General features: G+C 67.0%; 22 protein-coding genes. 3 read left to right on the forward strand and 19 right to left on the reverse strand.

What is annotated here, in order from left to right; all coding sequences use genetic code 11:
- Position 1 precedes the first annotated feature (1 nt).
- Positions 2 to 433 (reverse strand): NfeD family protein, encoded by a 432-nt coding sequence (locus tag ABQE89_RS10870; RefSeq protein WP_448416331.1) that lies wholly within the window; start codon positions 431 to 433, stop codon positions 2 to 4.
- 59 nt (positions 434 to 492) lie between these two features.
- On the opposite strand from ABQE89_RS10870, the gene ABQE89_RS10875 reads away from it, so the two are divergent.
- A complete protein-coding gene (locus tag ABQE89_RS10875; protein WP_448416332.1) occupies positions 493 to 1353 on the forward strand; it encodes an Rv1486c family protein in 861 nt (286 codons plus the stop codon).
- A 1-nt stretch (position 1354) separates the two neighbouring features.
- Here ABQE89_RS10875 and ABQE89_RS10880 read toward each other — a convergent pair whose 3' ends face one another.
- The 10 genes from ABQE89_RS10880 to ctaD all read right to left on the reverse strand — a co-directional run bounded on the left by ABQE89_RS10880 (position 1355) and on the right by ctaD (position 12102).
- Entirely contained in the window at positions 1355 to 2341 is a 987-nt protein-coding gene (locus ABQE89_RS10880) for a ferrochelatase (RefSeq protein WP_448416333.1), read from the reverse strand.
- A complete protein-coding gene (inhA, locus tag ABQE89_RS10885) occupies positions 2341 to 3150 on the reverse strand; it encodes an NADH-dependent enoyl-ACP reductase InhA (protein WP_448416334.1) in 810 nt (269 codons plus the stop codon). Before inhA ends, ABQE89_RS10880 begins: the two co-directional genes overlap by 1 nt.
- A gap of 16 nt (positions 3151 to 3166) precedes the next feature.
- Positions 3167 to 3925: a 3-oxoacyl-ACP reductase FabG1 gene (gene fabG1, locus ABQE89_RS10890; protein ID WP_448416335.1), complete on the reverse strand. Its 759-nt coding sequence runs from the start codon at positions 3923 to 3925 to the stop codon at positions 3167 to 3169.
- A gap of 140 nt (positions 3926 to 4065) precedes the next feature.
- Positions 4066 to 5073: a VWA domain-containing protein gene (locus ABQE89_RS10895; RefSeq protein WP_448416336.1), complete on the reverse strand. Its 1008-nt coding sequence runs from the start codon at positions 5071 to 5073 to the stop codon at positions 4066 to 4068.
- Positions 5074 to 5092: 19 nt separating this feature from the next.
- The gene (locus ABQE89_RS10900; RefSeq protein WP_448416337.1) at positions 5093 to 6040 is read right to left on the reverse strand and encodes a DUF58 domain-containing protein; all 948 of its coding nucleotides are present in this window, start codon (positions 6038 to 6040) and stop codon (positions 5093 to 5095) included.
- Between the two features lie 9 nt (positions 6041 to 6049).
- The gene (gene moxR1, locus ABQE89_RS10905) at positions 6050 to 7207 is read right to left on the reverse strand and encodes a chaperone MoxR1 (protein WP_448416338.1); all 1158 of its coding nucleotides are present in this window, start codon (positions 7205 to 7207) and stop codon (positions 6050 to 6052) included.
- 200 nt (positions 7208 to 7407) lie between these two features.
- Positions 7408 to 8067 (reverse strand): NlpC/P60 family peptidoglycan endopeptidase RipB, encoded by a 660-nt coding sequence (gene ripB / locus ABQE89_RS10910; RefSeq protein WP_448416388.1) that lies wholly within the window; start codon positions 8065 to 8067, stop codon positions 7408 to 7410.
- Positions 8068 to 8123: 56 nt separating this feature from the next.
- Positions 8124 to 9533 carry an NlpC/P60 family peptidoglycan endopeptidase RipA gene (ripA, locus tag ABQE89_RS10915; RefSeq protein WP_448416339.1) on the reverse strand — a complete coding sequence of 470 codons (1410 nt, stop codon included), beginning with the start codon at positions 9531 to 9533 and terminating at the stop codon, positions 8124 to 8126.
- Positions 9534 to 9777: 244 nt separating this feature from the next.
- Positions 9778 to 10341: an Rv1476 family membrane protein gene (locus ABQE89_RS10920; protein WP_448416340.1), complete on the reverse strand. Its 564-nt coding sequence runs from the start codon at positions 10339 to 10341 to the stop codon at positions 9778 to 9780.
- A 30-nt stretch (positions 10342 to 10371) separates the two neighbouring features.
- Positions 10372 to 12102: an aa3-type cytochrome oxidase subunit I gene (gene ctaD / locus ABQE89_RS10925; protein WP_448416341.1), complete on the reverse strand. Its 1731-nt coding sequence runs from the start codon at positions 12100 to 12102 to the stop codon at positions 10372 to 10374.
- 290 nt (positions 12103 to 12392) lie between these two features.
- Between ctaD and ABQE89_RS10930 the strand changes: the two genes are divergently transcribed.
- Complete coding sequence (locus ABQE89_RS10930) at positions 12393 to 15218, forward strand: aconitate hydratase (RefSeq protein WP_448416342.1); 2826 nt, start codon at positions 12393 to 12395, stop codon at positions 15216 to 15218.
- 36 nt (positions 15219 to 15254) lie between these two features.
- On the forward strand, positions 15255 to 15824 hold the full coding sequence (locus ABQE89_RS10935; protein ID WP_448416343.1) for a TetR/AcrR family transcriptional regulator: 570 nt from the start codon (positions 15255 to 15257) through the stop codon (positions 15822 to 15824).
- Here the strand turns inward: ABQE89_RS10935 and ABQE89_RS10940 are convergent.
- The 8 genes from ABQE89_RS10940 to ABQE89_RS10975 form a co-directional block, all read right to left on the reverse strand.
- The gene (locus tag ABQE89_RS10940) at positions 15821 to 16009 is read right to left on the reverse strand and encodes a helix-turn-helix domain-containing protein (protein ID WP_448416344.1); all 189 of its coding nucleotides are present in this window, start codon (positions 16007 to 16009) and stop codon (positions 15821 to 15823) included. The genes ABQE89_RS10935 and ABQE89_RS10940 overlap by 4 nt on opposite strands.
- A gap of 84 nt (positions 16010 to 16093) precedes the next feature.
- A complete protein-coding gene (locus tag ABQE89_RS10945; protein ID WP_448416345.1) occupies positions 16094 to 17722 on the reverse strand; it encodes an ABC-F family ATP-binding cassette domain-containing protein in 1629 nt (542 codons plus the stop codon).
- A 21-nt stretch (positions 17723 to 17743) separates the two neighbouring features.
- On the reverse strand, positions 17744 to 18577 hold the full coding sequence (locus ABQE89_RS10950) for an enoyl-CoA hydratase (protein ID WP_448416346.1): 834 nt from the start codon (positions 18575 to 18577) through the stop codon (positions 17744 to 17746).
- Positions 18578 to 18595: 18 nt separating this feature from the next.
- Complete coding sequence (gene trxA / locus ABQE89_RS10955; protein WP_448416347.1) at positions 18596 to 18961, reverse strand: thioredoxin; 366 nt, start codon at positions 18959 to 18961, stop codon at positions 18596 to 18598.
- A 55-nt stretch (positions 18962 to 19016) separates the two neighbouring features.
- Complete coding sequence (locus ABQE89_RS10960) at positions 19017 to 19190, reverse strand: hypothetical protein (RefSeq protein WP_448416348.1); 174 nt, start codon at positions 19188 to 19190, stop codon at positions 19017 to 19019.
- Between the two features lie 118 nt (positions 19191 to 19308).
- Positions 19309 to 19650, reverse strand: a complete 342-nt coding sequence (locus ABQE89_RS10965; protein ID WP_448416349.1) for a metal-sulfur cluster assembly factor — start codon at positions 19648 to 19650, stop codon at positions 19309 to 19311.
- A complete protein-coding gene (gene sufU / locus ABQE89_RS10970; RefSeq protein ID WP_448416350.1) occupies positions 19647 to 20105 on the reverse strand; it encodes a Fe-S cluster assembly sulfur transfer protein SufU in 459 nt (152 codons plus the stop codon). Before sufU ends, ABQE89_RS10965 begins: the two co-directional genes overlap by 4 nt.
- Before the next feature lies 1 nt (position 20106).
- Entirely contained in the window at positions 20107 to 21381 is a 1275-nt protein-coding gene (locus ABQE89_RS10975) for a cysteine desulfurase (RefSeq protein ID WP_448416351.1), read from the reverse strand.

Genomic DNA, 21381 nt, shown 5'->3' on the forward strand with positions numbered 1-21381 from the left:
GCTAGGGAAGTTTCTGGACGACGGCGGTCGCGCCGTCGATGTGCACCACGGTCACGTGGTCGCCCGGTTCGTAGACCTCGTTGTCGTTGAGTGGCCGCGCGGTCCATACCTCGCCTTCGAGCTTGACCTGGCCTGCGTGACGCGCCACCCGGTCCAGCACCAGCGCGCTCCTGCCCTCCAGCGCCTGCACCGGGTCCGGGAGGCCGGTGCCCGCGCGGAAGTGCCTGCGCAGGGCGGGCCGGACAAGCACCAGCAGCAGCACCGACACCACGGCGAAGACCGCACCGTGCACCCACAACTCGTCGAAGACGAGACTCGATCCGGCCGCGGCCAGCGCACCGCCGCCGAGCATCAGCAGGAACAGATCCCCGGTCAGCGCCTCCGCACCGGCGAGCGCCAGGGCGGCTACGAGCCAGATCAGCGCAGCGGGCATGGCGCCAGCCTAACGTGTGACGGCTGGCAGCAGGGTCTAACAACTACACTGCGAGCATCATGTGGTGCCCCAGTGTCTCGTTGTCGGTGTGGGCGAATGCCTGGCTCGCAGGCGTCGCGGCGCCCGACGACGTCCTCGACGCCTTATCGCTCTGGGCACCAAAGCATTCGGTCACCGCATACGACTCGGTGGCGGCCGGGCGAACCGGCCTGCCGTGGCCGGATCTGACCGACGGCGGTTCGGTGTCGCTGTTGCAGACGCTGCGCACCGCGGCGGGTGGGCCCGCAGCGGCTCCCCCGGTGGCGCTGTCACTTCCGGTTCCCGGGGACGTGCGAGGCCTGCCGCCGGGCACCCAGTTCCAGCGCGACGCGGTGGCCTCCGGTGAGGCGATCGTCGTCACCGGCGACGACGCCGGGACGATCGGGCTGGTGCCCGATGTCGAATACGGCGACGCAGCCGAGGATCCCGACGATCCCGACGCCCTCGGCGACCCCTGCGGGCTGGCCTGGACGGTGTATTCGATACCCGACGTGACACCCACCTCGGCGGTCGATCTGGGCGAGGCCGAATACGCGCTGCGCTCGGCGGTCCGGTCGGCGGCCGATGCGCTGGGCGCCCTACAGGCCGGGGCGTCGGGCACCGACGTGGAGGATCCGCGCGGGCTCGTCGAACAGGTGTTGCACGCCGAGCGCCGCCACCGCGTGCCCGGACACGCACCGACACGGGCGCTGCGGGTGCTGGAGAACGCCGCACACGTCGACGCGATCATCACCGTCGGTTCCGGGCTGATCCCGATCGGCCTGCACAGTTCGGCCGACGTGCAGACGGCCAGCGACGCGCTGCGTCCCCTTGCCGGCGTGGTCCGCGAGGCGCGGTTGGCCGCGGTGAACGCGATCCTGCACTCGGCGTGGCGCGGATAGCTCAGTCGCAGTTCGGCGTGCACAGCGCGCCATTGACCGAAATCCCCTGTAGCGGTGGGGTATTCGGGCGGCTTACCCGTAGCGGCGGACGGTCGTCACGCAACTCTTCGATGAGGGCGGCGGCCACCGTCGCCAGGTCGGCGTTGGGGGTGCTCGCCCGCGCGAAGGCCATTCCGGCCTGCTCGGCCTGCAGTCGAAGCTCGTGGTCGAGGTCCCACACCACTTCGATGTGGTCGGCGACGAACCCGATCGGGCACACGACTACGGCCTCGGTGCCGCCGCCTGCCAGAGCGGCGAGATGGTCTGCCACATCGGGTTCCAGCCACGGCACCTGCGGCGGCCCAGACCGCGACTGCCACACCTGGTCGTACTCGCGGTATCCGGCGGCCTCCGCGACCAGCGCGGCGGCGTACGCCACCTGCCGGGCGTAAAGATCCGTCCCGCAACGGGACCGGGCCGCGTCAGGGATCGAGTGAGCGGTGAACACCAGCCGCGCACCGGCCGGTACGCGTTTCGCGGCGTCGACAACGGCGTCGCTGAACATCCGCACCAGCAGCGGATGGTCGTAGTACTGGCGGATTTTCACCAGTTCCGGGGCGTCGGGGCCGGCTGCCCGGCGAGCCCGCCCGATGTCCTCGACGTACTGCGTGCAACTGGAGTATCCGCCCCACGCCGAGGTGGTGAACACCGCCGCCCGCCGCACGCCGTCGTCGCGCATGGCGCTGACGGCGTCCTCGATGTAGGGGTCCCAGTTGCGATTGCCGAAGTACACCGGCAGATCCACGAGGGCGCGCAGCTTTTCGATCAACGCGCGGTTGATGCCGTTGATCGGGGATACACCACCGAAGTGCTGGTAGTGCTCGGCGACGTCGATCAGCCGTTCCCGCGGGATGGCACGCCCCCTGGTGACGTTCTCCAGGAACGGCATGACCTGATCCGGCCCCTCCGGCCCGCCGAACGACAGCAGCAGGACGGCGTCTATCCGCATCAGAGCAACTGCGTACTGGCGCCGCCGTCGGCGTAGATGACCGTACCGGTGGTCGCGGGCAGCCAGTCGGAGATCAGCGCACACACGGTGCGCGCCACCGGCGTCGGATCCTTCATGTCCCAGCCCAGTGGCGCACGCTGATCCCAGCCCTCTTCGAGGAGCTTGATCTGATCGCCGGCGTCGTCACCGAGGGCACCACCGACGATCGCGCTCATCGCCAGCGTGCGAATGGGGCCCGCCGCGACCAGATTCGAGCGCACACCGTGCGGTCCCGCCTCCCGGGCCACGAACCGGTTCACCGACTCCAGCGCGCTCTTGGCCACCGTCATCCAGTTGTAGGCGGGCATCGCGCGAGACGGGTCGAAGTCCATACCGACGATGCCGCCGCCGCGATTCATGATCGGCAGCAGCGCCTTGGCCAGCGAGGCGTACGAATACGCCGAGATGTGAATGCCTTTGGCGACATCCTCATACGGCGCGTCGAAGAACGGGTTGATGCCCATCCCGGTCTGCGGCATGTAACCGATCGAGTGCACCACGCCGTCGAGCTTGTTGCCTTCGCCGATCGCCTCGGTGACGCGGTCGGCGAGGGTGCCCAGGTGCTCCTCGTTCTGCACGTCGAGTTCCAACAGCGGCGCCGGATTGGGCAGTCGGTCGACGATGCGCTGGATCAGCCGCAACCGGTCGAAGCCGGTGAGCACCAGTTCGGCACCCTGTTCCTGGGCGACGCGTGCGATGTGGAATGCGATCGACGAGTCGGTGATGATCCCCGTGACGAGGATTCGTTTTCCTTCGAGCAACCCTGCCATGTATGTCCTCAGTTCCTCAGTGGCCCATGCCCATGGCGCCGTCGACCGGAATCACCGCGCCCGACACGTAGCTGGCGTCCTCGGAGGCCAGGAAGCTGACCACCCCGGCCACCTCCTCGGCGGTGCCGACACGCTTGGCCGGGATGAACTCCAGGGCCCCCTTCTGAATCCTCTCGTCCAGCGCGCGGGTCATGTCGGTGTCAATGTAGCCGGGCGCCACCACGTTGGCGGTGACCCCCGCCTTCGACAGTTCGCGGGCGATGGAGCGGGCCATCCCGATCAGGCCGGCCTTGGAGGCCGCGTAATTGGCCTGGTTGCCGATGCCCCATGTGCCCGACACCGAGCCCATGAAGATCATCCGGCCGAACCGCTTTCGCTGCATGCTGCGCGACGCCCGCTGGGCCATCCGGAACGCCCCGGTCAGGTTCGCGTCGATGACCTTCTGGAACTTCTCCTCCGTCATCCGCATCAGGAACGCATCCGCGGACACCCCGGCGTTGGCCACCAGCACCTCGACGGGGCCCTGATGCTCCTCGACGGCGGTGAACGCGGCGTCCACGGCCGCGGTGTCGGTGACGTCGCACTGCACACCGAACAGTCCGTCGGGGGCGCCCGAACCGCGGTGGGTGACGGCGACCTTGTGGCCGTCGGCGGCCAGCCTGCGCGCAATCGCCAGGCCGATGCCGCGGTTTCCGCCGCTCACCAGTACCGAACGGGCGACGAACGGAGGGCGACCGGCCGTCCGGTCCGCAGCTTGCGCAGGTTTGTCGGTCATGATCGCCAACTTAACCCGTGGCCTGCTCTCGTCCGAAATCGCGTCGTCATCGCGGCGTCATCGCGATGCCCTCGTCACCCGAGATCGCCCCCGCGCACAACCCTCACATCGATCTCGACGCCGGGCTTGGCGGCCGGTGGTCAGTTGGGCAGTCGGCGGTTGATCAACAGCGCCGCCAGCGCGGCCAGCGCCAACACGAACGCCCCGAGCCGCAACCAGCCGACGCTCGCATCGCCCTTGATGGTCTCGTAGCCGATCTGCTGCTGCAGGTTGGCGTAGACCTCGCGCAACTGCTCGAGACTGGACGCGGTGAACGCCTCGCCGCCGGACAGATCGGCGATTTTCTTGAGCATCTCGTCGTCGACGGGCACCGGTTGGCGCTGGTCGTTGATCTCGACGTAGCCGTACGGCGTGCCGAACGAAATCGTCGAGATGGGCACACCCTGGTCCTTGGCCGTGCGGGCCGCGGTGTAGGCGCCCTTGGGGTTGTCCGGGTTCGACGGCACCGTCTCCTTGCCGTCGGAGAACAACACGATGCGCGCGGGCGGTGGCTCGTCGCCGCCGCCGATCACCGCGCCGACGGTCGCGATGGCCTGCAGCGCGGTGAAGATGCCCTCACCGGTCGCGGTGCGGTCGGCGAACTGCAGTTTGTCGATGGCGTTCTTGGTGGCCTCGCGGTTGGTGGTCGGCGACACCAGCACTGTCGCGGTACCGGCATACGAGATCAACCCGAGGTTGATGCCCGCGGTGAGTTCGTCGGCGAACTGCTTGGACGCCTCCTGCGCAGCGGCCATCCGGTTCGGCGACACATCGGTGGCCCGCATCGACTGCGACACGTCCATCACCAGCATGACCACCGCGCGGTTGCGCGGGATCCGCACGTCGTGCGTCGGCCCTGCCATCGCCACGGTGAGGAACAGCAGCGAGATCACCAGCAGGATGGCAGGCAGATGCCGCCACCGGGTGGGCCGCTTGGGCGCCACGCTCTCCAGCAGTTCCATGTTGGCGAACCGCAGCATTCTGCGGTGTCTTGCCAACTGCACGATCACGTAGAGCCCGGCCAGCGCGAGCACCACCAACAAGAACAGGAAGAACCACGCGTTTTCGAATCCCGACAGCGTTATCGGTCCGAGCAACGGTAAAGTCATGTGTCCCTTGTCGTTTCGATCATCGCTGCCCGGCCAGGGCGCCCCGTCGTCGGCTCGCCACGAACCGGACCACGTCTGCGATCCAATCCCGGTCGGTACGCAACGACAGCAGCGGCGCATCGCAGCGCCGCAGGGTGCGCGCTACCTCGGCACGGTGTGCGGCGGCGGCCTTGGCGAAGTCGTCGCGAAGTTGCTCGTCGATGGTGAACTCACGGGTGACACCGCTTTCGGTGTCCTGCAGTACGACGTCGCCGACGGGCGGCAGCTCGACATCGCGCGGGTCGAGCACCTCGATTCCGAGCACCTCGTGACGACCGGCGATGGCCCGCAGCGGACGCATCCAGTTGATCGGGCCGAGGAAGTCGCTGATGATCACCGCCATACCGCGCCTGCGCTCCGGCCTGCGCAGCGCGTCGATGGCGGCAGCCAGATCACCGCGCACCCCCAGCGGGGCCTGCGGCGTGGTCGCGATCGCCCGCAACAGTTCCTGCTCGTGCATGCGGCCCGACAGCGCAGGCACCCGGCGCATGGTGTCGCCGTTGGAGATGATGGCGCCCAACCGGTTACCACCCCCGCTGTTGAGAAACGCGATCGCCGCGGCGGCCGCCACGGCCAGGTCGCGCTTCTCGCAACCGACGGTGCCGAAGTCCAGACTGGAGGACACGTCGACCACCAGCCAGGTCTCCAACTCACGGTCGGCGATCATCTGACGCACGTGCGGTGTCATGGTGCGTGCAGTCACCGACCAGTCCATCCGCCGCACGTCGTCGCCGGGCTGGTAGATCCGCGACTCCCCCGGCTCGGACCCGGGCCCCGGCAGCAATCCGAGGTGGTCGCCGTGCAGCACGCCGTCGAGTTTGCGGCGCACCGTCAACTCCAACTTGCGCAGTGCGGCAGTCAACGCCGGGTCACGGATCTCCCCGCGTTGAAGCGACGGCAGATCTACGGTGCGGCCGGAACTAGTCACGAAGCGTTATCACCGGCCGCCGGCCGACGCCGCTGCGGCCGGCATCACCGGCGGCACCGAATGGCCTTGCTGCGGAATCGCGTTCACCTGTGGCAGCGCCACCGTCTGCAGGATGCGGTTGATCACGGTCTCCGAGGAGATCTCGTCGGCCAGCGCATCGTAGGTCAGCACCAACCGGTGACGCAGCACATCAGGGATCACCTCGACCACGTCCTGCGGGATCACGTAGTCGCGGCCACGCACCAGCGCCAGCGCACGTGAGGCGGCGATGATGCCGAGCGAGGCACGCGGCGAGGCGCCGTAGGCAATCCACGCCTTGGCGTCCGGCATGCCGAACTTCTCGGGCTGACGCGTGGCGGTGACGATGCGCACGACGTAGTCGACGAGCGCGTGGTGCACGAACGTGTTGGCCGCGACGTCCTGCAACCGCAGCAGGTCACCGGGGGCCAGGATCTGCTTGGGCTCCGGCGGCTTGACACCCATCCGGTAGACGATCTCGCGCTCTTCCTCGGGCGAGGGATAGTCGATGTTCAGCTTGAACAGGAAGCGGTCGCGCTGGGCTTCCGGAAGTGCGTAGACGCCTTCCTGCTCGATCGGGTTCTGCGTCGCCATCACCAGGAACGGCGCGGGCAGCGCGAAGGTCTTGCCGCCGATGGAGATCTTGCGCTCGGCCATCACCTCCAGCAGCGCCGACTGAACCTTGGCCGGGGCGCGGTTGATCTCGTCGGCGAGCAGGAAGTTGACCACCACCGGGCCGAGTTCGATGTCGAACTCCTCCTTGCCCTGCCGGTAGATCCGGGTGCCGACGATGTCGGTGGGCACCAGGTCGGGAGTGAACTGGATACGGGCGAACGTGCCGCCCACCACCTTGGCGAACGTCTCGACCGCCAGCGTCTTGGCGACGCCGGGCACGCCTTCGAGCAGTACGTGGCCCTTGGCGAGCAGACCGACCAGCATCCGTTCGACGAGCTGGTCCTGGCCGACGATGATGCGCTTGACCTCGAAGATGGCGCGCTCGAGGGTATGCACCTCGGCCTGCAACCCGCCGTTGGCCGGGGGCGCGGCGTGCGAGCCGGTGGGTCCGGGCGGACCGGAACTGAAGCCCTGCGCCGGGCCCTGACCGGAAAAACTTCCGGCGCCCTGCGGCGGCCCACTCGGTGACGTCATCAACGGTCCTCCCACACTGTGTGTTTTCACCACGTTCGTCTTCGCAGCGCCGACCGGTGGGCCGCGCGCTCGTGCTCAACTATTCCAGGCACTTCTTGATCCGTCGACGTCACCCTTGGGCGAGTCGGCCCCGGCCACACCATTGCAAGACATTGCGAACCAGCGCTCAGGATCCGTTCAGCACCCGCTCAGGATTCGGCTCAGGATTCGATGATGCGGGCGACGTAGGGCTGCAGGCCGGACTGCCGCACCGGGCTGACGGTGACCTTGCCCGCGCTGCCCGACGACTCCAGCATCTGCCCGCCGCCCAGATAGATCGCCACGTGTTGGCTGCCGTTGGGGCCCCAGAACAGCAGATCGCCCCGCTTGGCCTGCGACACCGGCACCTTGCGCCCGGTGTTGTACTGATCTCCGGAGTACTTGGGGATCAACACCCCGACCCCGGCGAATGAGAACTGGGTGAAGCCCGAACAGTCGTATCCGACGATATTGGCCCCGGAGTCGATGCCCCGGCTGGGACCGCTGGGCTTACCGCCGCCCCATGAGTACGGCGTGCCCATCTGCGACGCCCCGCGGCGGATCACGTACTCGATGGCCTGCGGGCCGCGCACCCGGCCGGGCGCCACGCTGGCCACCGGGGCGGGGCCGAAGCCGAGGCTGGACAGAAACTTCCGACCCAGGTTCATCGTGACTTCGGTGGCCTGCGCGGTGGCCGCCAGCGAGGCGTTGGCGATGGCCAGCGGGTCGCCGGGCGCGCCGGCGCTGATCAGCTTCGGCAGCGTGGGATCCCACTGGCCGTCCTCGGGTGCGGCTGCGGTGGGTGCGGCGACCCCGACCACGACGGCGGCCGCCGCGACCATCAGGGTGAGGCCGGTGATCAGGTGAAATAGCCTGGAACGCAAGGGAACCCTTCTCGTCACCATTCGATGAGACGTGTCGCGTACGGGGTCATGCCACTGCTTCGCACGGGTGAGACCTTGACGACCGACCCGGTGTAGGGCGCTTCGAGCATCTGACCGTCACCGAGATAGAGCGCCACGTGCTGGCTGCCGTTGGGACCCCAGAACAGCATGTCGCCGCGACGCATCTGCGCCGACGGGATCTTGCGGCCCGCGTTGTACTGCGAACCCGAGTAATGGTCGAGCTTGATGCCCACCCCGGCGAACGCATAGAGCATCAGCCCCGAGCAGTCGAATCCGACCGTGCCGGCGCCGGAGTCAATACCCCGACTCGGACCTGCGGCGTTGCCGCCGCCCCAGGAATACGGAACGCCCATCTGCGACATGGCGCGCTTGATGACGTACTCGGTGGCCTGCCTGCCGTGGACGCGCGGGATGGCGCCGTTGGTGAACCCGGTCTCGGTGGGCAGCAGCCCCAGCTTCTGCAGGAAGCTCCGGCCCAGGTCCTGAGTCACCTGCGCCGACGTCGACGCGATGCCCAGCACCGCGTTGATGATCGCGATGGGATCGCCACTGACGAACGCGCTGGGGATGGCCGGAAGCGTCGGGTCCCAGGGAGTGGCCCAGTTTCCGGTGGCGGGATCCACCCGCTGCGGGGCACGGTCCCAGTCGGCAGCCGGATTGGTCGGCGCCGCCGCGGGTTGTGCCTGTTGGCGGCTGGCCGAGGCCGACCACACCTGGGCCTTCTCGAGCTCGGCCTTCGCAGCCGCCCGTTCGGCGGTCAGCTTGTCGAGTTCGGCCTGTTGGGCGCGGAAGGTCTCCTGTGCCTGCGTCAACGCCGAGACGGCGTCCTGCTGGCTGGTCTCGGCCGCGACGACCGCTGCGTCGGCGTTCTGCTTGGCCAGCCGCGCGGCGGACTCCCTGTTCACCTGCTCGGTGCGGGCTCGCAGCAGATCGTTCATCACCTGTTGCGTGCTGATCGTCAGCGTCTGCCCGGCCGCCGCGGTCCCGAGGATGTCGGCGGGGTCGGACGCGGCGAGATACGAGATCGACGGCCCGTTGACATAGGTGGCCGCGGCGAAGGTGTCGAAGCGCTCCTGGGCGGCCGCGATCGCGGCCTCGGCGTCCTGGACCTGCCGCTGGCTGGCCTCGACCTCCTGCTGGGCCGCGGCCGCGTTGTCGCGGGCGGTCTGCACGTCGAGGATCGCCTTGTTGACGCTTTCCTGCTTGGCCTGGATCGCCGCGCCGAGTTCCTGCAGTTTCTGGTCGACGTTGGCCACGGCGGCGACCAGCGCGGCGAGGTTGTCCGGACTTCCGGGCTGGGCGGCACCCACACCGGGCGTGGCGAGCAGGACGGCAGCGATGACCGGGACCGCGCAGAACCGCGTGAACAACCGCGAAGCCGAGGCGCCGAGAGTGCGTCTCATGGACAAGGTCTCCTATGGCTCAACGCGAACGTGCCGGCACATTCGTCCGGTGGCCAATGCTCAGATGTCACATTAAGCACAACCACAACATCAGCTACCGATTGCACCGTACGTCACATCTGACGCCGAGGAAACTTTAGTAACAAATTACAAGTTTGTAATTGAAAAAAGCGTTATCCAACGGTGATATTCGCCATTCCCCGATCGGGGCGACGACGCGCGAAAGCCTCTGCGTCTCTAGGGTTTAGCGCTTCTCGGAGGCCGTCGCCCGCTTTGCCCGCACTTGCAACATTCGCGTTGCGACGACCGCGGCCAGCACACCCAAAACAACCACAATCGTGAATGCCGTCCATGGAAAATGGGGCGTCGTCAACTCGCTGACGAAATTCTTTGCCCCCTGCACCGGACCGCGTCCCTCGGCGACATCCTGACCGGCCTCCAACGTCACCCGGTCATACGTGGTGCTGAACGTGCCCGACTCCGTCGGGCTGAGCACCAGCACCGTGGCACCCGGATACGCCTCACCGACCTCGGTCGCGATGTCACGCAGCGGGGTGTCGATCGGCGGATTTCGGTCCACCACAACGATCTTCAGATCTATCCCCTGCTGGTTGGCGTCGGCGACCACCTCGGCGAGGCCGTCGTTCTCAGGGACGTCGGCGGCGCTGACCCCGTCGTCGGCGACATCGGCGATCACCAGGTTCATACAGGTGTCGACCGGTGTTGTCGCGGGATCCTCGCCGACAGGTGAACACACCTCCGGCGGAAGATACGACGGCAGAAGCGGGAGTACGTGCGGTCCGGTCACAGCAAGAAAGGTACGTGATCGGACCCCGGGTCAGCTGGATTGGTCCACCGGCGTGGAGTCGGCCGAATCGTGCTTGCGGCCGACGTGTGCCTCGGCGCGCATGCGTTCGATCATCTGCGGGTAGTGCAACTCGAAGGCCGGGCGCTCCGAGCGGATCCGCGGCAACTCGTAGAAGTTGTGCCGCGGCGGCGGGCAACTGGTCGCCCATTCCAGCGAGTTGCCGTACCCCCACGGGTCGTCGACCGTCACCGGCTCGCCGTAGCGCCAGCTGCGGAAGACGTTCCAGGCGAACGGCAGCACCGACAGCCCCAGGATGAACGCCCCGAGGGTGGAGACCACGTTGAGTTCGGTGAAACCGTCGGTGGGCAGGTAGTCGGCATAGCGTCGCGGCATGCCCTCGTTGCCCAGCCAGTGCTGCACCAGGAACGTGGTGTGGAAGCCGATGAACGTCAACCAGAAATGCAGCTTGCCCAACCGCTCGTCGAGCATCCGGCCGGTCATCTTCGGGAACCAGAAGTAGATGCCGGCGTAGGTGGCGAACACGATCGTGCCGAACAGCACGTAGTGGAAGTGCGCGACCACGAAATAGGAATCGTGGACCTGGAAGTCCAGCGGCGGGCTGGCCAGCATCACACCGGTGAGGCCGCCCAGCAGGAACGTCAGCAGGAAGCCCACCGAGAACAGCATCGGTGTCTCGAAGGTCAACTGCCCTTTCCACATCGTGCCGATCCAGTTGAAGAACTTGATGCCGGTGGGCACCGCGATCAGATAGGTGGTGAACGCGAAGAACGGCAGAAGGACCGCACCGGTGGCGTACATGTGGTGCGCCCACACCACCACCGACAGTGCGGCGATACCGATGGTGGCGTACACCAGCGTGGTGTAACCGAACACCGGCTTGCGGCTGAACACCGGGAAGATCTCGGTGACGATGCCGAAGAACGGCAACGCGATGATGTAGACCTCGGGATGCCCGAAGAACCAGAACAGGTGCTGCCACAGCAGCGCGCCGCCGTTGGCCGGGTCGTAGATGTGCGCACCGAGCAGCCGGTCGGCAGCCAGGCCCAACAGCGCCGCGGTCAGGATCGGGAACACCATCAGCACCAGGATCGAGGTCACCATGATGTTCCAGGTGAAGATCGGCATCCGGAACATGGTCATGCCGGGCGCGCGCATGCAGACCACCGTGGTGATCATGTTGACCCCGCCCAGGATGGTGCCCAGACCGGCGACGGCCAGGCCCAAAATCCACAGGTCACCGCCGGCGCCGGGTGAGTGCAGCGCGTTGGACAGCGGCGCGTAACCCGTCCAGCCGAAGTCGGCCGCGCCACCCGGGGTGATGAATCCGGACAGCGCGATCAGCGCGCCGAACAGGAACAGCCAGTAGCTGAACGCGTTGAGTCGCGGGAACGCGACGTCGGGGGCGCCGATCTGCAGGGGCAGCACCAGGTTGGCGAACCCGAACACGATCGGGGTGGCGTAGAACAGCAGCATCACCGTGCCGTGCATGGTGAACAACTGGTTGTACTGCTCGTTGGACAGGAACTGCAGGCCGGTGACGCCGAGTTCGGCGCGCATCAGCAGCGCCATCAACCCGCCGATGAAGAAGAAGACGAAGCAGGTGACCACGTACATGATGCCGATCAGCTTGTGATCGGTGGTGGTGATCAGCTTGTAGACGAGGTTGCCCCTGGGCCCCATCCGCGGCGGAAATGGACGTCGAACCTCGAGATTTCTTACCGCGGGCGCTTCGGCCGTCACGTGTCCTCCCAACGGGGGATGTGCTAGTGGATTCTCTAGACCTAGACGTTAGTCCCGAAACGGCAAAGAATGAACCATTGGCGACGAACAAGTTCCTGTCGCGATCGTCACTTTGCGGTGCCGCCACGGGGTTCCGGCGCGGCCGTCGCGGGAACCCCCGGGGTAGCGGCGCCTGAGCCGAAGGACAAGACTGGTGGGGCCGCCCCGGTATTGCAGTACAACCGTACTGTTAGAATTGCAGGTGTGCCGCCGACACAGCCCGTCGCGGCGATACGTAGCTGGGAGTTGATGTGAGCAGCAAGGATTCGGTCGGTTCGTCGTTGAACAGTTTCAACGCCCGCGACTCGCTCAGGGTCGGGGACAACAGCTATGAGATCTACCGCCTCGACGCGGTGCCGGGTACCGACAAACTCCCGTACAGCCTCAAGGTCCTTGCCGAGAACCTGCTGCGCACCGAGGACGGCGCAAACATCACCAAGGAGCACATCGAGGCGATCGCCAATTGGGATCCGAACGCCGAGCCGAGCGTCGAGATCCAGTTCACCCCGGCCCGCGTGGTGATGCAGGACTTCACCGGCGTGCCGTGCATCGTCGATTTGGCCACCATGCGCGAGGCGATCGCCGACCTGGGCGGCGATCCGGAGAAGGTCAACCCCCTCGCGCCTGCCGACCTGGTGATCGACCACTCGGTGATCGCCGACCTGTTCGGCCGTGCCGACGCCTTCGAGCGCAACGTCGAGATCGAATACGAACGCAACGGTGAGCGGTACCAGTTCCTGCGCTGGGGTCAGGGCGCGTTCAACGACTTCAAGGTGGTGCCGCCGGGCACCGGCATCGTGCACCAGGTCAACATCGAGTACCTGGCTCGGGTGGTCTGGGAACGCGACGGTGTGCTATATCCCGACACCTGCGTGGGTACCGACAGCCACACCACGATGGTCAACGGCCTCGGGGTGCTGGGCTGGGGCGTCGGCGGCATCGAGGCCGAGGCCGCCATGCTCGGCCAACCGGTGTCCATGCTGATCCCCCGGGTGGTCGGCTTCAAACTCACCGGCGAACGTCAGCCTGGCGTCACCGCCACCGACGTGGTCCTCACCGTGACCGAGATGCTGCGCCAGCACGGCGTGGTCGGCAAGTTCGTCGAGTTCTACGGCGACGGCGTGTCCGAGGTGCCGCTGGCCAACCGCGCGACGCTGGGCAATATGAGCCCCGAATTCGGTTCCACCGCAGCGATTTTTCCGATCGACGAGGAGACCATCAGCTATCTGCGCTTCACCGGGCGTCCCGAGGAGCACTTGGCGCTGGTCGAGGCCTACGCCAAGGAACAGGGCATGTGGCACGCCCCCGAGCGGGAGCCGCAGTACTCCGAGTACATCGAACTGAACCTGTCCGACGTGGTGCCGTCGATCGCGGGCCCGAAGCGTCCGCAGGACCGCATTTCGCTCAACGAGGCCAAGGCGGCGTTCCGTCGTGACCTCAACGACTACGTCGTCAACGGAGACGAGCGCAATTACTCGTCGCTCGACGAGGCCATCGACGACACGTTCCCGGCCAGCGATCCGGTGCGCAACATCGAGTTCGTCAGCAACGGCACCCCGCCGCCGCACGTCCAGACCGCCGCGGTCGACCACGAAGGCCGGCCGAGCAAGCGGGTTCGGGTGAAGTCCGAGGAACTCGGCGAGTTCGAACTCGATCACGGCGCGGTGGTGATCGCCGCGATCACGTCGTGCACCAACACCTCCAACCCTGAGGTCATGCTCGGCGCGGCGTTGCTCGCCCGCAACGCCGTCGAGAAGGGCCTGGCCACCAAGCCCTGGGTGAAGACGACGATGGCGCCGGGTTCGCAGGTGGTCAGCGACTACTACGACAAGGCCGGGCTGTGGCCGTATCTGGAGAAGCTGGGCTTCTTCCTGGTGGGCTACGGCTGCACGACCTGCATCGGCAACAGTGGCCCGCTGCCCGAGGAGATCTCCGCGGCGGTCAACGACAACGACCTGTCGGTGGCCGCGGTGCTGTCGGGCAACCGCAACTTCGAGGGCCGGATCAACCCGGACACGAAGATGAACTATCTGGCGTCTCCGCCGCTGGTGATCGCCTACGCCCTGGCCGGCACGATGGACTTCGACTTCGACGCCAGCCCGCTGGGCAAGGATTCCGACGGCAACGACGTCTTCCTGCGCGATATCTGGCCGTCGACCAAGGACATCAACGACACCATCGCGAACGCGATCAGCCAGGAGATGTTCACCAAGAACTACGCGGATGTGTTCAAGGGCGACGAGCGGTGGCGCAACCTGCCCACCCCGAGCGGCAGCACTTTCGAGTGGAATGCCGATTCGACCTATGTGCGCAAACCGCCGTACTTCGACGGTATGTCGGCCGATCCGGAACCGGTGAGCGACATCAAGGGCGCCAGAGTGCTGGCGCTGCTGGGTGATTCGGTGACCACCGACCACATCTCCCCCGCGGGCACCATCCAGCCCGGTACGCCGGCCGCGCAGTACCTCGAGTCCAACGGGGTGCAGCGCCCGGACTTCAACTCCTACGGGTCCCGGCGCGGCAACCACGAGGTGATGATCCGCGGCACGTTCGCCAACATCCGGCTGCGCAACCAACTCCTCGACGACGTCTCGGGTGGGTACACGCGCGACTTCACCAAGGGCGGCGAGCAGGCGTTCATCTATGACGCCGCGCAAAATTATGCGGCACAAGGCATTCCGCTGGTCGTGTTGGGCGGCAAGGAGTACGGTTCCGGCTCGTCGCGCGACTGGGCGGCCAAGGGCACCCTGCTGCTGGGCGTGCGTGCGGTCATCTGCGAGTCCTTCGAACGCATCCATCGATCGAACCTGATCGGCATGGGTGTCATCCCGCTGCAGTTCCCCGAGGGTGAGTCGGCGTCGAGCCTGGGCCTGGACGGCACCGAGACGTTCGACATCACCGGTATCGAGGCGCTCAACGACGGCAAGGTCGACACCGTGCACGTCAAGGCGGCCAAGGAGGACGGCTCGGCGGTCGAGTTCGATGCGGTGGTGCGCATCGACACCCCCGGTGAGGCCGACTACTACCGCAACGGCGGCATACTGCAGTACGTGCTGCGCAACATGTTGCGGTCGTAGCGGGGCGCCGTCAGCGCCTGCGCGAGGAGCGTTTCGATGCCCCGGGTAACCGACGACCATCTGGCGGCCCGGCGTCGCCAGATCCTCGACGGCGCGAGGCGGTGCTTTGCCGAACACGGATACGACAAGGCGACCGTGCGGCGGCTCGAACAGACGATCGGGCTGTCGCGCGGCGCCATTTTCCACCACTTCCGCGACAAGGACACGCTGTTCTTCGAGCTTGCCCGTGAGGATGCCGAGCGGATGGCCGACGTGGCCGCGCGCGAGGGGCTGATCCAGGTGATGCGCGACATGCTGGCCGCCCCCGAGCAGTTCGACTGGCTGACCACCCGGTTGGAAATCGCCCGCAAGCTGCGCAACGACCCCGAATTCCACCGCGGTTGGTCGGCACGCTCGGCCGAACTGGCCGCCGCCACCCATGCCCGGCTGCGACGGCAGAAGCAGGCGGGCCGGCTGCGCGACGACGTGCCCAGTGCGGTGTTACAGACCTACCTGGATCTGGTGTTGGACGGTTTGGTGGCGCGGCTGGCGTCCCGCGACGACCCCGAAAAGCTCAGCGCGGTATTGGATCTGGTAGAGGCCTCGCTGCGCCAGCGGGCCAGTTAACGGCGGCTGCGGTGGTTGGGCCCACCGCGACTGCGCATCGTCGTACCCGATTCGCGCAACATGCTGTGGATCGAACCGTACGACCGACCGGTGGACGCCACCAGCGACCGAATGCTGGCACCCCCCTCGTACGCGCTCTTCAACTCGGTCAGCAGTTGATCACGTGATTTTTCCATTTTTTTCATCGGCACCTCCCCACGCATCTGATGCCCCGACTCATACCCAGCCTAGGAAGGCTCTACACCGAAATGGGCGGAATTCGTGAAATGTCAGGCGAGTTCGATGAGGTCACGGTAGTCGTCGGACCAGAAATCCTCGGTGCCGTCGGGCAACAGCACGACACGCTGCGGGTCCAGCGCTTCGGCCGCGCCCGGATCGTGCGTCACCAGAACCACCGCGCCCAGATAGCTACGCAGCGCATCGAGAACTTGCTCACGCGATGCCGGATCGAGGTTGTTGGTCGGCTCGTCGAGCAGCAGCACGTTGGCCGTCGAGGCCACCAGGCCCGCCAGCGCCAACCGCGTCTTCTCCCCGCCCGACAACGTGCCCGCGGGCTGCTCGAGTTGCGCACCGCTGAACATGAACGCCCCCAACAGCCCGCGAAGTTCCTGCTCACCGGTGTCGGGAGCGGCGTGGCGGATGTTCTCCCACACGGTGGCCAGGTTGTCGAGCGTGTCGTGTTCCTGCGCGAAGTACCCGATCTTCAGTCCGTGCCCGGGTTCCAGACCACCGGCGTCTGGCTTCTCGGCGCCGGCCAGCAGGCGCAGCAGCGTGGTCTTTCCCGCGCCGTTGAGGCCCAGCACCACCACCCGTGATCCCCGGTCGATGGCCAGGTCGACACCGGTGAACACCTCCAGCGACCCGTAGTACTTGGTGAGCCCTTTGGCCACCAGCGGGGTGCGCCCACACGGCGCCGGGGTCGGGAACTTGATCCGGGCGACCTTGTCGGCCACCCGTTCCTCGTCGAGGGCGGCCAACATCCGGTCGGCACGCCGCAACATGTTCTGGGCGGCAACGGCTTTGGTGGCTTTGGCGCCCATCTTGGCAGCCTGGGCGCGAAGCGCCGCGGCCTTGCGCTCGGCGTTTGCGCGCTCTCGTCGGCGGCGTTGCTCGTCGGTGGCTCTGGCGTCGAGATACCGTTGCCAGCTCATGTTGTAGACGTCGACCTCACCGCGAACCGCGTCGAGGAACCAGACCCGGTTGACGACCTCGGCGAGCAGTTCGACGTTGTGGCTGATCACCACGAGTCCGCCGGTGTGATTCTGCAGGAAGTCGCGCAGCCAGCCGATCGAGTCGGCGTCGAGATGGTTGGTGGGCTCGTCGAGCAGCAGGGTGGTGCTCGACCCGGCACCGCTCTCCGATGCCGCGAACAGGATCCGTGACAGCTCCACCCGGCGTCGCTGCCCGCCCGAAAGGGTGCGCAGGGGCTGGGTCAGCACCCGCTCCGGCAGTCCGAGCGACGCGCAGATCCGGCCCGCCTCGCTCTCGGCCGCATAACCGCCGAGTGCGGAGAACCGCTCCTCGAGTTGCCCGTAGCGGCGCACTGCCTTGTCGCGGGCGGCGTCGTCGACGACCTCGGCCATCAGGGCCTGCTGTTTCTCCAGGTCGGCCAGCAGCGCGTCGAGGCCGCGGGCGGACAGCACCCGGTCGCGCGCCAACGTGTCGAGGTTGCCCTCTCTGGGATCCTGTGGCAGATAACCGATTTCGCCGGTACGCATGATCTTGCCCGCGTAGGGCTCGCCCTCACCGGCCAGAATGCGCATGGTGGTGGTCTTGCCCGCGCCGTTACGGCCGACAAGCCCGATGCGGTCGCCGGGCTGCACCCGCAGCGCCGTGCCGTCGGTGGACAGCAGCGTGCGCGCGCCGGCGCGGACCTCGAGGTCCGTTGCGGTGATCACGCTGCGCTCTCCTGTCGGGTGCTACTTGTCGTCGGTGAAGACCGGGGCGCGCTTCTCGGCGCGCGCCGCCACCGCTTCTTCGAAGTTGGTGGTGAGCAGGCGGACGAACAGCTGTCCCAGGCCTTCGGCCTGCATATGCGCCTCCAGGCTACCGGCGTCCAGTCCACTCCACAGGGTGCGCTTGGTCAACTCGACTCCTGGCCGGGAGAACGACGCGATCCGCTCGCCGTACCCGTAGCAGACCTCGAGCAACTCGTCGTCGGGCACCGCCTGGCTGACCAGGCCGATCCGCTGGGCCTCGTCGGCGTCGACGTCGCGGCCGGTCAGCATCAGCTCGAACGCCCGCGAGGTGCCGATGGCGCGCGGCAGCAGGTAAGACAGGCCCAGCTCGCTGGCGGTCAGCCCGTTGTTGATGCCCGCGGCCCGGAAGTAGGCGCCAGACGCTGCGACGCGGATGTCGCAGGCCAACGCCAGGCACAGCCCGCCGCCGATCGCGGCACCGTTGACCGCGGCGATCACCGGTTGGTGCATCTTGCGCAGGGCCAGGATGACCTCGTCGAGCACCTCCATCGACCGCAACGCGTACGTCGGGCGGGTCAGCCCGTCGATGTGCGGCACCGAGCCCGCAGACTTGTGGTCGGCTCCTGACGAGAATCCGCGTCCCGCGCCGGTGAGCACCACCGCGCGTACGGAGTTGTCGTAGGTCAGCTCGTCGAGGACCTTTTTGAGCGGAACCATGACGTCGAACGCCATGGAGTTCATCCGCTCGGGCCGGTTCAGCGTGACCAGCGCCACATTCGGGCGGGGCCGGTCGATTAGGACAAACTCTGAGTCTTGATCGCTCACGGAATGCACGCTATCGCGGGCGTCCCGTCACTCCACTTCGCCGTCGTCAGACGCCGCGATCGCGGCGTCGATGTCGAATTCCTTGACCTGTTGCACGAGCTGCTCGAGGGCGGCCGGAGGCAGCGCACCTGCCTGGTTGAACACCAGTTTGCCCTTCTTGAACGCCATCAGCGTCGGGATCGAGCGGATCTCGGCGGCCGCGGCGAGTTCTTGTTCGGCCTCGGTATCGACCTTGGCGAATACGACGTCGGGGTGCTTCTCGGCCGACGCCGCGAATGTGGGTGCGAAGGCCTTGCACGGGCCGCACCACTCCGCCCAGAAATCCACCAGCACGATCTCGTTGTCGTTGATGGTGTCGTTGAATTGATCGGCGGTGATGTCTTGGGTAGCCACGAGAGTCCTAACGCTGGGTTCCGGCTGGATGTTCCCACCCTATGCCGCCGCAAACTCATCGGACCAGTGCGCAAGCGCGATCGGCGTTGCCCGGCAGCCGCCGCTGTCGCCTCGGCCACCAGAACAGCTCCAACACCAGCAGCGCCAGGTAGACGCCCGACGCGACGAGATTGCCCCACGAGCCGAAGACGGCATCCCACAGCGCCGTCGCCACACCGACGACAAGCACCACGGCTCACCCGGCCAGAACCGCCCCATCCGTCGTGCCACCCCGCCACACGAACGCCGGCACCGTGACCACCCACGAATTGTCGCCCTGCCGGATCTGTTTGTCAGACCCGGTGCGGTCAGACCGTGAAGCCCAGCGCCCGCAACTGTTCGCGGCCGTCCTCAGTGATCTTGTCCGGCCCCCACGGCGGATTCCACACCCAGTTGATCTTCATCTCGGTGACCAGGCCGCTGCCCACCAGCGCGGTGCGCGACTGGTCCTCGATCACGTCGGTCAGCGGGCACGCGGCCGACGTCAACGTCATGTCGATCAACGCGACGTTGCCCTGCTCCCCCTTCTCGACGCCGACGCCGTAGACGAGGCCGAGATCGACCACGTTGATTCCGAGTTCGGGGTCGACGACGTCATGCATCGCCTCCTCGATGTCGGCGAGTAGTGCGTCCGACGCTGTGTCACTCATCCTGCCTCCTGAAACTCTTCCGATGCTTGTGCCAACGCATCCTTGAACGCCATCCAACCCAGCAGCGCGCACTTCACCCGCGCCGGGTATTTCGCCACACCGGCGAACGCGATGCCGTCACCGATGACGTCCTCGTCACCTTCGACGGTGCCGCGCGATGAGACCATCTCGGTGAACGCGGCGACGGTCTTGAGCGCATCGCCCACCGATTGCCCGATCACCTGGTCGGTGAGCACCGACGTCGCGGCCTGGCTGATCGAGCAACCCTGCCCGTCGTAGGAGATGTCGACCACCTGCTGGCCGTCGGCGGACAGCGCGACGCGCAGCGTGACCTCGTCGCCACATGTCGGGTTCACCTGGTGTGACTGCGCGTGATACGGCTCGCGCAGACCGCGGTTGTGCGGATGCTTGTAGTGATCGAGGATCACGTCCTGGTACATCTGCTCGAGTCGCACGCTACCGCCCGCCGAAGAACTCCACGGCACGCCGCACGCCGGCCACCAGGCGGTCGACCTCGTCGTGAGTGTTGTACAGCGCGAACGAGGCCCGTGCGGTGGCGGCGATGCCGAACCTGCGGTGCAACGGATACGCGCAGTGATGCCCGACCCGCACCGCCACGCCGTCGTCGTCGAGCACCTGGCCGACGTCGTGCGCGTGCACGCCGTCGACCACGAACGACACCGGCGAGCCGCGGTTTTCCATCGTCGTCGGGCCGATGATCCGGACGCCCTCGATGCCGGACAGTCCCTCCAACGCCGCGGCGACCAGCTCGGTCTCGTGGGCGTCGACCGCCGCCATCCCGATGTCCTGCAGATACCGCGCGGCCGCGGCCAGACCGACCACCTGTGATGTCATCGGGGTGCCGGCCTCGAACCGCTGAGGCGCAGGGGCATACGTGGCCTGCTCCATCGTCACGGTTTCGATCATCGAACCGCCCGTGATGAACGGCGGCATCCGGTCGAGCAGCTCCTGGCGGGCGTACAGCACGCCGATTCCGTTCGGACCCAACATCTTGTGGCCGGAGAACGCGGCGAAGTCGACGCCGAGGGCATGGAAGTCCACCGGCTGATTGGGCACCGACTGGCAGGAGTCGAGCACCGTGAGGGCGCCAACGGCCTTGGCGCGCGACACCAATTCGTCGACCGGCGCGAGCGCCCCGGTCACGTTGGAGTGGTGGCTGAACGCAACGATCTTCACCCGCTCGTCGAGTCGCAGCGAGTCCAGGTCGATGCGTCCGGCGTCGGGACCCTCGGACGTCACCGAGTACCAGCGCAGCGTCGCGCCGGTGCGGCGCGCCAACTCCTGCCACGGGATGAGGTTCGCGTGATGCTCCAGCTCGGTGGTCACGATGACGTCGCCCGGGCCGACGGCACCGTCGAACCGGTTGTCGCCCAGCACATACGACACCAGGTTGAGGGCCTCGGTCGCGTTCTTGGTGAAGACCAGCTCGGCGGGATCTGCGCCGACGAAGGCCGCGATGTCGGCCCGACCCTGCTCGTAGGCGTCGGTCGACTCCTCCATCAGCTGATGCGCACCACGGTGCACCGCGCCGTTCGACGTGATCAGGAAATCCCGTTCGGCGTCGAGAACCTGCACCGGACGCTGCGATGTCGCGCCGGAATCCAGGTATGCCAACACGCTGCCGCCGCGCATCACCTTCTTGAGGATGGGAAAGTCAGCCCTGACTTTGTCGATATCCCGTGTGAGGTCGAGAGTTTGCGCGGCTGTCAC

The sequence above is a fragment of the Mycolicibacterium sp. XJ1819 genome (assembly GCF_053483675.1).